Source organism: Klebsiella sp. K5-204 (assembly GCF_030128585.1).
Taxonomy (GTDB): domain Bacteria; phylum Pseudomonadota; class Gammaproteobacteria; order Enterobacterales; family Enterobacteriaceae; genus Klebsiella; species Klebsiella quasipneumoniae.
In genome coordinates, this window is record NZ_JAKUZS010000010.1 from 43,946 (window position 1) to 56,187 (window position 12,242).

Annotated in this window: 11 protein-coding genes and 1 pseudogene; 6 read left to right on the forward strand and 6 right to left on the reverse strand. The window is 63.2% G+C overall.

Going from position 1 to position 12,242, the window contains the following annotated elements:
• Positions 1-54 precede the first annotated feature (54 nt).
• A pseudogene (locus tag MKR05_RS23100) lies at positions 55-219 on the reverse strand (hypothetical protein).
• A 64-nt stretch (positions 220-283) separates the two neighbouring features.
• Here MKR05_RS23100 and hpaR point away from each other — a divergent pair.
• Entirely contained in the window at positions 284-724 is a 441-nt protein-coding gene (gene hpaR, locus MKR05_RS23105) for a homoprotocatechuate degradation operon regulator HpaR (protein WP_002887503.1), read from the forward strand.
• Positions 725-727: 3 nt separating this feature from the next.
• Here the strand turns inward: hpaR and MKR05_RS23110 are convergent, their stop codons facing one another.
• From MKR05_RS23110 to MKR05_RS23125, 4 genes are read right to left on the reverse strand one after another with little or no spacing between them, the layout of a single operon-like run.
• Positions 728-1,990: an FAD-dependent oxidoreductase gene (locus MKR05_RS23110; RefSeq protein ID WP_137910600.1), complete on the reverse strand. Its 1,263-nt coding sequence runs from the start codon at positions 1,988-1,990 to the stop codon at positions 728-730.
• A complete protein-coding gene (locus MKR05_RS23115; protein WP_032455020.1) occupies positions 1,971-2,234 on the reverse strand; it encodes a (2Fe-2S)-binding protein in 264 nt (87 codons plus the stop codon). The genes MKR05_RS23110 and MKR05_RS23115 overlap by 20 nt, the downstream gene beginning before the upstream one ends.
• On the reverse strand, positions 2,231-3,340 hold the full coding sequence (locus tag MKR05_RS23120; protein WP_101989876.1) for an FAD-binding oxidoreductase: 1,110 nt from the start codon (positions 3,338-3,340) through the stop codon (positions 2,231-2,233). The genes MKR05_RS23115 and MKR05_RS23120 overlap by 4 nt, the downstream gene beginning before the upstream one ends.
• Positions 3,337-4,284 (reverse strand): 4-hydroxyproline epimerase, encoded by a 948-nt coding sequence (locus MKR05_RS23125; RefSeq protein ID WP_101989875.1) that lies wholly within the window; start codon positions 4,282-4,284, stop codon positions 3,337-3,339. The genes MKR05_RS23120 and MKR05_RS23125 overlap by 4 nt, the downstream gene beginning before the upstream one ends.
• Positions 4,285-4,594: 310 nt before the next feature.
• On the opposite strand from MKR05_RS23125, the gene MKR05_RS23130 reads away from it, so the two are divergent.
• The 5 genes from MKR05_RS23130 to MKR05_RS23150 all read left to right on the forward strand — a co-directional run bounded on the left by MKR05_RS23130 (position 4,595) and on the right by MKR05_RS23150 (position 10,755).
• Complete coding sequence (locus MKR05_RS23130; RefSeq protein WP_064158446.1) at positions 4,595-5,419, forward strand: AraC family transcriptional regulator; 825 nt, start codon at positions 4,595-4,597, stop codon at positions 5,417-5,419.
• Positions 5,420-5,570: 151 nt separating this feature from the next.
• Complete coding sequence (locus MKR05_RS23135; RefSeq protein ID WP_101989874.1) at positions 5,571-6,491, forward strand: dihydrodipicolinate synthase family protein; 921 nt, start codon at positions 5,571-5,573, stop codon at positions 6,489-6,491.
• A gap of 14 nt (positions 6,492-6,505) precedes the next feature.
• Positions 6,506-8,110 carry an aldehyde dehydrogenase (NADP(+)) gene (locus MKR05_RS23140; protein ID WP_101989873.1) on the forward strand — a complete coding sequence of 535 codons (1,605 nt, stop codon included), beginning with the start codon at positions 6,506-6,508 and terminating at the stop codon, positions 8,108-8,110.
• Positions 8,111-8,125: 15 nt separating this feature from the next.
• Positions 8,126-9,727 (forward strand): APC family permease, encoded by a 1,602-nt coding sequence (locus MKR05_RS23145; protein ID WP_060591511.1) that lies wholly within the window; start codon positions 8,126-8,128, stop codon positions 9,725-9,727.
• An 11-nt stretch (positions 9,728-9,738) separates the two neighbouring features.
• Entirely contained in the window at positions 9,739-10,755 is a 1,017-nt protein-coding gene (locus tag MKR05_RS23150; protein ID WP_032454766.1) for an Ldh family oxidoreductase, read from the forward strand.
• A 207-nt stretch (positions 10,756-10,962) separates the two neighbouring features.
• On the opposite strand, the gene MKR05_RS23155 is transcribed toward MKR05_RS23150, so the two are convergent.
• Positions 10,963-12,183, reverse strand: coding sequence for an amino acid deaminase (locus MKR05_RS23155; protein ID WP_044525290.1), 1,221 nt, complete (start codon positions 12,181-12,183; stop codon positions 10,963-10,965).
• Positions 12,184-12,242: the final 59 nt, after the last annotated feature.

Here is a 12,242-nt window from a genome sequence, read left to right on the forward strand (position 1 = left end):
CCACTCCTCTGGGACTGATTTCGGTTCAAAGGGATTTCGTTAATATATTAATGATCATCTTTTATGCTTTGCGATGAGGTTTAGCAACTGGAAGTGAATGTTTTGTGATCGGATTAACACAATATTTACACATCAATAACTTATTCGTTATTAATCAAATATTTGAATATTTTTCTGGGAAAGGCTGGTACTTTTCAGGTGCAGAAACCGGTTGTACATGGCAGGATTAAAGCTAATTATTAAGTTGTTAATAAGTTTTAGATGAGGCCGTTGAGGGAATACTATGCATGATTCATTAACCATTGCCTTGTTGCAGGCGCGTGAAGCGGCGATGGCCTACTTTCGACCGATCGTCAAACGACACAATCTCACCGAACAGCAGTGGCGGATCGTGCGTATCCTCGCCGAACGTCCGTCAATGGACTTTCACGATCTGGCTTTTCGCGCCTGTATTCTGCGCCCCAGTCTGACCGGGATTTTGACGCGCATGGAGCGGGATGGACTGGTGCTGCGGCTGAAGCCGGTTAACGATCAGCGCAAGCTGTACGTCTCGCTGACGCCTGCCGGAACCGCGCTGTACGAAAGCGCCCAGGCGGAGGTGGAAGAAACCTATCGCCTGCTGGAGGCTCAGTTCACTACGGAAAAGCTGCAGCAACTGACCTCGCTGCTGGAGGAGTTTATTGCGCTTGGCGTCCCTGCCGGGCGCGGTGATGAAGAAGAGTAGCGGTTACGGCTCGGCGCTCAGCCTGGCGAGGGCAATAAGCGTTTCCGCACGGGCGGGAGACAGCGGCTCTCTCGGCTGCGGCAGCGGCCAGCCATATAGCCAGCGGGCGCTGGCGGCGCAGGTGCGCCCCTGACAGGCGCCCATTCCGCAGCGCTGGGTAAGCTTGGCCTGTAGCCAGTCGTCGGCGGTTGCCACATCGCCGCAGCGCACATCTTCGCAACGGCACAGCAGGCTCTCCGGCGTCGCCGCGTTTTTCAACGACTCCGCCAGCCGGAAGGTGCTGTTGATGGCCGTGGCGAAGCGCTGCCAGCGGGCGCGACGGGCAAATAACGCCTGGGCCTGCTGGCTGGCCCCGGCGGCGGCATACCCGGCGATTTCGCCCTCCGCCAGCGCCAGCTCGCTCCCGCCGAAACCGGTGCACTCCCCGGCGGCGTAAATATCCGCGAGGCTGGTCTGCTGCCAGCGGTTAACCTGGATCGCCTCCTGCGCCGTGGCGCAACCGAACAGCAGCCCCGTCTCGATATTGGGCACCAGCCCGTAGCCGATGGCCAGCCGATCGCAGGCGACAGTCCGCTCGACGCCGCGCTGGCGCAGCGTCACGGCTTCCAGCCGCGTTGTACCGTGGGCGCGGATCGCCTGGGCGCCGCTAAGATAGCCTTTCGGAGCCAGCGTTGCTAACTGGCGCAGTTTCTGCGGCCAGCGCCACAGCCCGCTGGCGAAGCGCAGCAGCGCCGGGAGCGGCGCTTGCTCAACGATATTCGTTACCTGGCCTCCGGCCTTGTTCACCGTATCCGCCACCGCCAGCAGCAGCGGGCCGCTGCCGGCAATCACCACTTTTTCGCCTTTTAGCGACAGGCCATGTTTGATCTGCGCCTGCAGGCCGCCCGCGCCGGTCACGCCGGGTAAGGTCCAGCCGGGAAAGGGCAGCGACAGCTCGCGCGCGCCGCAGCAGAGGATCAGTTTCCGCCAGTAAACCACGCCACCGCCGTCGGCGGTTTCAAACAGCACGCTGCGCGCGGAGGGGCGGGCAATCAGCCGCGCGCCGTTCACCACCCGGATGGCGGCAGACGCGGCGATGGCGTCGCGGTAGCGCCGGGCCAGGGCGGGCAGCGTCGTCTGCGGGCCGGCGCGCCAGATTTGCCCTCCGGGGGCGGGGTTATCGTCGAGAATAATGACCTGTTTATCGCAGGCGGCGGCAGCGAGGGCTGCCGCCATGCCGGCGGGGCCGGCGCCGAGGATTAAAATGTCACAGCGCAGCGTGTACATAGCGGCTCCTTTCTATTTGCATGCCGGCCCGGCACAGGGTCTGGCAGGCCAGCACCCGCCGGCCGTCGACGGTGATCCGGCACTCCTGGCAGACCCCCATGCCGCAAAACGGCGCGCGGGGGTCGCCGTTAACCGCCTGGCGGGTGGTGGGATCGCCGGTCAACGCCAGCGCTGCCGCCACGCTGATACCTTCCGGCACCGTCAGCGCTTCGCCATCGACAGTGATATTGAGCGTGCTATTCATGCGATCGCCTCCTGATGGTACAGACGGGCCGGGAGCCAGGCCTCAGGCGCCAGCGGGCAGCGTTCGCCGAGGATCTGCGCCGCCAGCAGCTCAGCCGTCGCCGGGGCGGTGGTGACCCCCAGTCCTTCATGGCCCAGCGCCAGCCATACACCGCGGCGCGTGGGGTGCGGGCCGATCAGCGGATTGCCATCCTGCGAGGCGGCGCGCAGGCCGCTCCAGCAGCGGATGATATTCAGCGTCGCCAGCGCCGGCACAAAATGGCGGGCGCGGTCGAGCATCTGCCCCAGCAAGGGGAGATCCAGCTGGCGCTCGCGATTATCGAACTGGCGCGAAGAGCCAATCAGCAGCTGGCCAGTGGGCCGCGGCTGCAGGTTAAACGCTACCGAGGTACCGCCGCCGTGGGCGCTGGCGCCGTAGCCCAGCTCAACCAGCTGGTGATGCACCCGCGGCCCGTAGCGATCGGTAATTGCCAGCTGACCCTTCCTGGGCCGCAGCCAGTTTTCCACCAATAGCGTATTGGCCTCCAGGCCGCAGGCCACCACGATGGCCCGCGCCTGTAGCCGTTTGCCGCTGGCGAGCAGCACCTCCGGTTCGGTAATCGCCTGCGCGCTGTCGTGCAGGCAGGTGAGATGGTCTCCGGCATCGGCCATCAGCCAGCGGGCGACGTTTGGCGCGTAGACGATGCTGTCGCCGGGTACCCATAGCCCGCCGGCCAGCCCGCTGCGCAGCAGCGGCTCGCGCCCGGCGATCTGCTGTGGGGTCTGCAGTTCGCTGTGGACCTGATAGCCAGCCAGCCGCCGCTGTTTTTCACCCGCGACGGCCATCTCTTCTTCGCTTTCCGCCAGCCACAGCGTGCCGCAGCCGCGCCAGGCGCAAGTGGCGGGCATCCGCGGGGTGATGGCGCGCCAGCGCGCCAGCGACCACGCCGACAGCGCCAGTTCGGCGGGATCGTCATCCATGCACACCAGATGGCCCATACCTGCCGCTGTGGCGCCGGGTTGACCGTCATCGATAAGCGTCACTTTCTGCCCCCGCTTCGCCAGCTGCCACGCGCAGGCGGCGCCGATGATCCCGGCGCCGATCACGATGACATCGCACGGCTTCACGGCGCGATCCCCCAGCAGAAGGGATCGTCCGGGTTGAGGATCAACTGGTTATCGCCGCACACCCAGGCTTCGCCGCGGATCGTTGGAATGATGCCTGCGGCGGCGCGCTGGTAGCTGGCGGTAAACTGGCTGCCGATGATGCTGGCCTGGCGCCAGATCGCTCCCGGCTGGAGTTTGCCATCCTGCGCCAGGCAGGCCAGCTTGGCGCTGGTGCCGGTGCCGCACGGCGAACGATCCCAGGCCTTTCCCGGACAGAGTACGAAGCTGCGGCTGTCGGCGGCATCGTCATCGGCGAACAGCTCGATATGGTCGATAACGCCGCCGTCGTCGCCGCGGATCCCCGCGGCCTCCAGCCCCTCGCGCACCGCCCAGGCGTAGTCGGTGAGCTGTGGAATGTGCGCCGGGGTAATGGCTAACGGGTGATCGTTAATCAGGAAAAACCAGTTGCCGCCCCAGGCAATATCGCCGATGACGGGACCCCGCGCGGTCTCCACGCGGACCTGCTTTTTCCAGCGGCGGGCCGGGACGTTTTGCACCGATACGCTGCCATCGTCGTGCAACGTGGCGCTTACGTCGCCGACCGGGGTTTCAATCAGATGAACGCCTGGCTGGATACGGCCAAGCCACGCCAGCGAGGCGATAAGCCCGATGGTGCCGTGGCCGCACATATTCAGAAAACCGGCGTTGTTGAAGAAAATGACGCCAGCGGTGGCCGCCGCCGAGATCGGTTTGCAAAGCAGCGCGCCGACCAGCACATCGCTGCCGCGCGGTTCGAGAATCACCGCCTGACGCCAGCGATCGAAGTCACGGGCGAAACGGTCGCGACGCTCCGCCATGCTGCCGCCGCCGAGGTCGGGGAAGCCGTCAACGATCAGGCGGGTGGGTTCGCCGCCGGTGTGTGAATCAATGGCTCTCAGCGCAATAGGGGGGCGTGGCGCGGTCATTCTGCTCTCCGGAAGTTAACAACATGTTTCATCATGCTGGCGCAACCCGTGACGGGCGGCTTGAACGCTTTCGGCAGAGATAATGACGAAATCGGCATAATAGCGCTGGGGGGATGTTCATATGGTGCATAATTATTTCTTATTAATCATTCTGTTAATGGCGTGGTAAATCGAAAGTGGCGATTGCGCCAGTGGATAAACCAGGGGAAGGCGTAAAGCGGATCCAGGATCGCAAAACCGGCGGTTGCCGCTTGAGGTGTTAACAGGAAGTGAATAAATATCCTTCGGTCACTTACCATGAGGAAGCCCTATGATCGGTGTGTCTGAAGCGGCGCCGCCGCGCGCTGTTAATCAACCGGAGCTGGCGGTCGATGAGCTGAGCCAGATCTGCGAAGGGCTGGCGCGCCAGCGGCCGGAGAATATGGCGGCGCTGCTCAATGCCCTGGCGCTGATCGCCCCCTTGCTCAATGCCATCCCCAACGTGGTCTTTTTTATCAAAGACAGCGAAGCGCGTTATCTGCTGACGAATCTGACGCTGGCCCGCCGCTGCGGTTTCAAAACCGTCTCCTCGCTGCTGGGGAAAACCTCCGCCGACGTCTTTCCTTCCGCGCTGGGTCAGGGTTACACCGAACAGGATCTTCGGGTATTGCGGGAGGGCGTGACCCTGCGCGACCAGCTGGAAATGCATCTCTACAATGGCCGGGAACGCGGCTGGTGCCTGACGCAGAAGCTGGCGCTGCGCGATGTCCGCGGACAGGTGATCGGCATGGCCGGGATCTCTCACGATCTGCAGGAGGCCCACGCCCGCCATCCGGCGTGGCAGCGGCTGGCGATCGTCGACGATCATATCCGCCGCCACTATCACCGGCCGATCGCCATGGAAGAGCTGACCGCCTTGAGCGGGATGTCGATTGCGCAGATCGAGCGCTACTGCAAACGGATCTTTCATCTCACGCCGCGGCAGATGATCCACAAAGTGCGTCTGGAAAAAGCCACCGAATTGCTGGCCGGCGATACGCCGATTACCGATATCGCCTTGCAGTGCGGCTATACCGATCACAGCGCCTTCAGCCGCCAGTTCAAAGCGATGACCGGCTCGACGCCGCGCGATTTTCGCCTGACGCTGCAGGGATAACGGCTGGCTCACACTTTTGTCGACTGTGCTAATTTCGTCATCGGATTAAGGGAAAACCGACAAGCCGCCGGTTCCGCGACGCGTCAATCTGTCAGTGAATATTCACCAATCATTCACCTCGACTTAACAAAATGACGACAAGGAACCGAGCATGAGCAATAAAGCGATTCACTGGAGCGGCGTATTCCCGGCGGTTAGCACGCAGTTTCGTAGCGATTACTCCCTCGATTTAGACGCCACCCACGCGGTGATGAAAAACCTGGTCAAAGATGGCGTTTCCGGGCTGGTGGTGTGCGGCAGCGTAGGGGAGAACACCTCCCTGAGCACTGATGAAAAATTGCAGATTATCGAGGTGGCGAAAGATGCCGCCGGCGGCAAAATTCCGGTGATCGCCGGGGTGGCCGAGTTCACCACCGCCTTTGCCCAGAAGATGGCGAAAGAGGCGGAGCGCGTCGGCGTCGACGGGATCATGGTGATGCCGGCGCTGGTCTACTCCTCAAAACCGCATGAAACCGCCGCCCACTTCCGCAGCGTGGCCACCGCCACCGACCTGCCGATCATGGTCTACAACAACCCGCCGATTTACAAAAACGACGTGACGCCGGACATTCTCGCCACCCTGACCGATTGCGACAACATCGTCTGCTTTAAAGACTCCTCCGGCGATACCCGCCGCTTTATCGACCTGCGTAACACCGTTGGCGACCGCTTCGTGCTGTTTGCCGGGCTGGATGACGTGGTGGTGGAAAGCATCGCCGTCGGCGCGGAAGGGTGGATCTCCGGAATGTCCAACGCCTTCCCGCGCGAAGGGGAAACGTTATTCCGTCTCGCCCGCCAACAGCGTTACGAAGAAGCGATGGCGCTGTACCGCTGGTTCATGCCGCTGCTGCATCTCGATGCGCGTCCGGATTTGGTGCAGTGCATCAAACTGTGCGAAGAGCTACTCGGACGCGGCAACGCTGTGACCCGTCCGCCGCGTCTGGCGCTGGAAGGCGAAACGCGCCAGCAGGTGGTGGCGATCGTGGAACAGGCGCTGGCGACTCGTCCTGCCCTGCCGGACGTTGGCCTCTGAGCACAGGAGTCAGTATGAATGCATCTCAAACCACGGCGGGACGGCAGTTTATCGCCGGACGCCGCGTTGCCAGCGGCGAAGCGACGCTATTGAGCCTGCGGGCGGTGGATGGCGAAGCCACCGGCCATCGCTTTTATCCGGCTTCCCGCGCGGAGGCTGCCCAGGCCGCGGAGGCGGCGCAGCAGGCGTTTGCCGTTTATTCACAGACCGCGCCGCAGCAGCGGGCGCACTTTCTCTGCGCCATTGCCGATGAACTGGACGCGCTGGGGGAGGCGTTTTTTGCTATCGCCGAACAGGAGACCGCGCTGCCGCTGGCGCGGCTGCAGGGCGAGCGGGCGCGAACCAGCGGCCAACTGAGGATGTTTGCTGGCGTGATCCTGCGCGGGGATACCTTCGCCGCCCGTATTGATACCGCCTTAGCCGACCGTCAGCCGCTGCCGCGCCCGGACCTGCGTCAATATCAGCAGGCGTTAGGGCCGGTGGCGGTGTTTGGCGCCAGCAACTTTCCGTTGGCCTTTTCCACCGCTGGCGGCGATACCGCCTCGGCGCTGGCGGCTGGCTGCCCGGTGGTGGTGAAGGCCCATGCGGGCCATATGGCCACCGCCGAGCTGACCGCTGACGCGATCGTCCGGGCGGTCGCGCGGTGTGGGTTACCCGGCGGCGTATTCAATATGATTTTCGGGACGGATATCGGCGCCGAATTAGTCCGCCATCCCGCGATTCAGGCCGTTGGCTTTACCGGCTCGCTGGCCGGCGGTAAGGCGCTATATCAGCTGGCGCAGCAGCGCCCGCAGCCAATCCCGCTGTTTGCTGAAATGTCGGCGATTAACCCGCTGATTATTCTGCCGCAGGCGCTGCAGACACGGGCCGAGGCGCTGGCGAACGCGCTGGTGGCGTCATTCACCCTCGGCGGCGGCCAGTTCTGTACCCGTCCGGGGCTGATTCTGGCGCTGCGCGGCGCCGGACTGGAACGCTTTAAGTCGGCGCTGTGCGCGGCGGTAGCGGGCTGCGCGCCGCAGGTGTTGCTCAATGCGCCGACCCTTCAGCACTACCGCCAGGGCGTGGCGGCGCTGGCGGCGCATCCGCGTATCGAGAGGCTGGCGAGCGGCCTCGCCGCCGGCGCCGGGCAGGCGCAAACCCAGCTGTGGCAGGCTCAGGTCGAGGATCTGCTGGCGCAGGATACGCTGCTGCAGACCGAAGTTTTCGGCCCGCTATCGTTGCTGGTGGAAGTGGACGACGCGGCCCAACTGCAGGCGGTGGTGAAAGCGCTGCAAGGACAGCTCACCGCGACGCTGCACGCGGAAGCGGACGACGGCCCGCTGGCGGCGAGTCTGCTACCGCTGCTGTGCGAGAAGGCCGGACGGGTGCTGTTTAACGGTTATCCCACTGGCGTGGAAGTGTGCGATGCGATGGTCCACGGCGGCCCATGGCCGGCGACGACCGATGCGCGCGGGACGTCGGTCGGCAGCCGGGCGATTGAGCGTTTTCTGCGCCCGGTCTGCCTGCAGAATGCGCCGGCCGCCCTGTTACCGCCGGCGCTGCAGGATGCGAACCCTTTAAACCTGCTGCGCCTGGTCAACGGCCAGTGGACCCGGGAAGCGATTTCCTCCTCTCATTGACGCAAGGGCATCACCATGACCATTCACACTACGCATAACAGTCAAACCCGCGTTGCGGAGTCGGGTAAGTTTAAAAAACAGCTGACCCTGACCGACCTCACCTTTATCGGCCTGGGGGCGATCTTCGGCTCCGGATGGTTATTCGCCGCCAGCCATGTGGCATCCATTGCCGGTCCGGCCGGTATCGCGTCGTGGGTGATCGGCGGCTTTGCGGTGCTACTGCTGGGGATTGTCTACTGCGAGTTGGGGGCGGCGCTGCCGCGCGCCGGCGGCATTATTCGTTACCCGGTCTTTTCCCACGGCGAGCTGATGGGTTATCTGCTGGGGTTCATCACCCTGATCGCCTTCTCCAGCCTGATCTCGATAGAAATTGTCGCCGCCCGGCAATATGCCGCGGCCTGGTTTCCGGCGCTGACCCAGCCGGGCTCCAGCTCGCCGACGCTGCTGGGGTGGGGGGTGCAGTTCCTGCTGCTCTGTTTCTTCTTCGCGCTGAACTACTACAGCGTCAAGACCTTCGCCCGCTCGAACAACTTCATCAGCGTGCTCAAGTTTCTGGTGCCGCTGCTGGTGGTGGTCACGCTGTTCGCCTTCTTTAAACCTGAGAACCTGCATGTTCAGGGCATTGCGCCGTTTGGTATGTCCGGGGTGGAAGCGGCGATCAGCGCCGGGGGAATTATCTTCGCCTATCTGGGACTGACGCCGATTATCTCGGTGGCCAGCGAAGTACAAAAGCCACAGCGGACTATCCCTATCGCGTTGATTTTATCAGTGGTGCTGTCGACGATTATCTACGTGCTGCTGCAGCTGGCGTTCCTTGGCAGTATCCCCACCGAGATGCTGAACGGCGGTTGGGCCGAAGTGAGCAAACAGTTCTCGCTGCCGTATCGCGATATCGCCATTACCCTCGGCATGGGCTGGCTGGCCTTTATGGTGATAAGCGATGCGATCATCTCCCCGAGCGGCACCGGCAATATCTATATGAACGCGACGCCGCGGGTGATCTACGGCTGGGCGAAGGCGGGTACTTTCTTTAAAGCCTTTACCCATATTGATAAAGCGTCCGGTATTCCGCGCCCGGCGCTGTGGCTGACCTTTGGGCTGTCGATTTTCTGGACGCTGCCGTTCCCCTCCTGGGAACAGCTGATAAGCGTGGTGTCGGCGGCCCTGGTGCTGAGCTACGCCATCGCCCCGGTGACCGCCGCCGGGCTGCGCCGCAACGCCCCGGATCTGCCGCGGCCGTTCCGCGTGCGCGCCTTCGGCATCATCGGCCCGGTGTCGTTTATGGTCTCGGCGCTGATCGTCTACTGGTCCGGCTGGAATACGCTCTCGTGGCTGCTGGGGCTGCAGATCGTGATGTTTGTGGTGTATGTGATGTGCAAAGGCAAGGTGCCGGAACATACCGTGAGCCTGGCGCAGCAGGTGAAGTCTTCGCTGTGGCTGATCGCTTTTTATGCGTTGATTATCCTCTTTTCCTGGCTGGGCAGCTTCGGCGGGCTTAATGTTATTGGTCACCCCTGGGATACGGTGCTGGTGGCGGCGATGTCGCTGGGGATTTATTACTGGGGCGCGCGCAGCTGTCTGCCGCAGGCTAATTTTAGCGGAGACGAAGAAGAGTAAAGGAGAACAGTATGGGGTCGGTAACTCTATCGTTACCAGAAGCTTATGACCTGGCGCTGGCGGTGCTCAGCGCCAATGGATTCAGCGCCGACCACGCGGCGGCCATCGCCCGTAACGTGGCTGCCGGGGAGCGCGACGGCTGCGCTTCCCACGGCCTGTGGCGGCTGTTGGGCATTGTCGATACCTTGCGTAAAGGTAAGGTTTCGCCTGATGCCGAGCCGCAGATCCACGACCAGGCGCCGGCGATTGTGCGGGCGGATGCCGGGGGCGCCTTTTCGCTGCTGGCCTACGAACGCGCGCTACCGCTGCTGCTGGAGAAAGCGCGGCACAGCGGTATTGCGGCGCTGGCGATTAACCGCTGCGTCCATTTTTCCGCGTTGTTTGCCGATATTGAGCCGTTGACTGAGGCAGGGCTGGTGGGGCTGGCCTGTACGCCAAGCCATGCCTGGGTCGCCCCGGCGGGCGGCACCCGTCCGCTGTTCGGCACCAACCCTATCGCCTTTGGCTGGCCGCGGCGGGAGGAACCGCCGTTTATTGTGGATATGGCGACCAGCGCCGCGGCGCGCGGCGAAATCCAGCTGCATCAGCGTGCTGGCAAAGCGCTACCGGAAGGGTGGGGAATCGACAGCCAGGGGCAGCCGACGACCGATGCCACAGAGGTACTGAACGGCGCGATGTTAACCTTCGGCGGCCATAAGGGCTCGGCGCTGGCGGCAATGGTTGAGCTGCTGGCCGGGCCGCTTATCGGCGATATGACCAGCGCCGAATCGCTGGCGTGGGATAACGGCGCGGGCGGTTTACCCTACGGCGGAGAACTGATTCTGGCGCTGGATCCGCAGCGTTTTCTCGGCGCGCAGGCACAGGAGCAGCTGGCGCGCGCCGAAACCCTGTTCAATGCGATGCAGGATCAGGGCGCGCGGCTGCCGGGCGAGCGGCGTTTCGCCTGCCGCCAGCAGAGTGAGCGGCAGGGGGTCGCCATCAGCCGTTCATTGCATGATGAGATTTGCGCCTTGCGCCAGGGCGGGTAAGGCGCGAATCGCCGTCCCCCGGGACATCCCCCGGCTTGCGCTACGCTTAGCCGGGCTACCGAACGTCGCGGGTTGTGTAGCCCGGGCAAGGCGCGAAGCGCCGCCACCGGGGCATCCCCCGGCTTGCGCTACGCTTAGCCGGGCTACCGAACGTCGCGGATTGTGTAGCCCGGGTAAGGCGCGAAGCGCCGCCACCCGGGATGCCTGTCAAAACAGCGTGTCGAGCTCGTCCAGCACGTTGTAGTCGTCATCGACCAGCAGCAACGTCTTCCACTTATCAAAGGTCAGACAGGGGTGCGAGGTGCCGAACAGCAGAATATCGCCAACCTGCACATCGCTGCCCGGCGCCAGGCGCAGCATGCAGTGCTGATCCATGATGCCGATACTGACGATCGACTCCGCGCGCAGCGCTAACTGCTGGCCGTTACGATAATGGGCGATCGGCTGCGGCAGCCCGGCGTCGAAGGCGCAGTCGCGCTTGCCGAAATTCACCACCGCGCGATCCGCCTCAGGCACCGATTGCACCATCGCCATCAGCTCCAGCGCTGATGTAAGATCGCCGGCGAGATCGCAGGCAATCGGATCGCGGGCGATCAGCGCTTGTTGGGCGAGATCGTAGATCCCGCGATCGTGGGTGATATAACAGCCAGGGCGAATGACGATACGGCAGCGGCGCGGTTTTGCCGCCGCCAGCCAGATGTTGCACACCACGTCATACCAGACGGTGCCCGCGCCGGTGAGAATAAATTCGCCGTCAACCAGCGGCTCCATGCGGCAGGCTAGCGCTGCAGCCTGTTGTAATAGCGCTTCCACCTGCGGTTGCGGATCGTCGCCGTGCAGGACCCCTTCATACAATTCCAGACCGCGTAGCCGTAGCCCCGGCAGGTCGCTGACCCGCTGCGCCAATGCCAGCGCGTCATCCACGCTACGACAGCCGCAGCGCCCGCCCGGCACGCCAAGTTCAATCAGCACATCCAGCGTTTGCCCCTGGGCGGCGAAGAACGCGGAGAGGGCGCGCACGTTGGTCTCGCTATCTACACAGCAGATAAAATCCACTGCCCGGTAGTGGGCTTTTAGCTGCGCGACCACCTGCATATTGGCCTTACCGACCAGCTGATTGACCATCAGGACGCGCTGGATGCCGCTGGCCATCGCCGCGCTGGCCTGCCAGGCGCTGCCCACGCCGATCCCCCACGCTCCCGCTCGCTGCTGCGCCTGAAATATCCATGGCGTCATTGTCGTTTTACCATGCGGCGCCAGCGATACGCCGCGGGCATCGGCGTAGCGCTGCATCCATGAAATATTATTTTCCAGCGCCGACTTTTTTAGCAGCGCGGCAGGCAGACAGACCTCTTCCGCCAGCAGATTAGCCGGCGCGGACATGAGGGCGGATTTGTGCGGAATGAGGGGTGCTGAATGGTATTTCATAACACTATCCTTTCAGGGTTTATAATCGGTGAGTTGCTGGGTATCAGTTATAAATATTT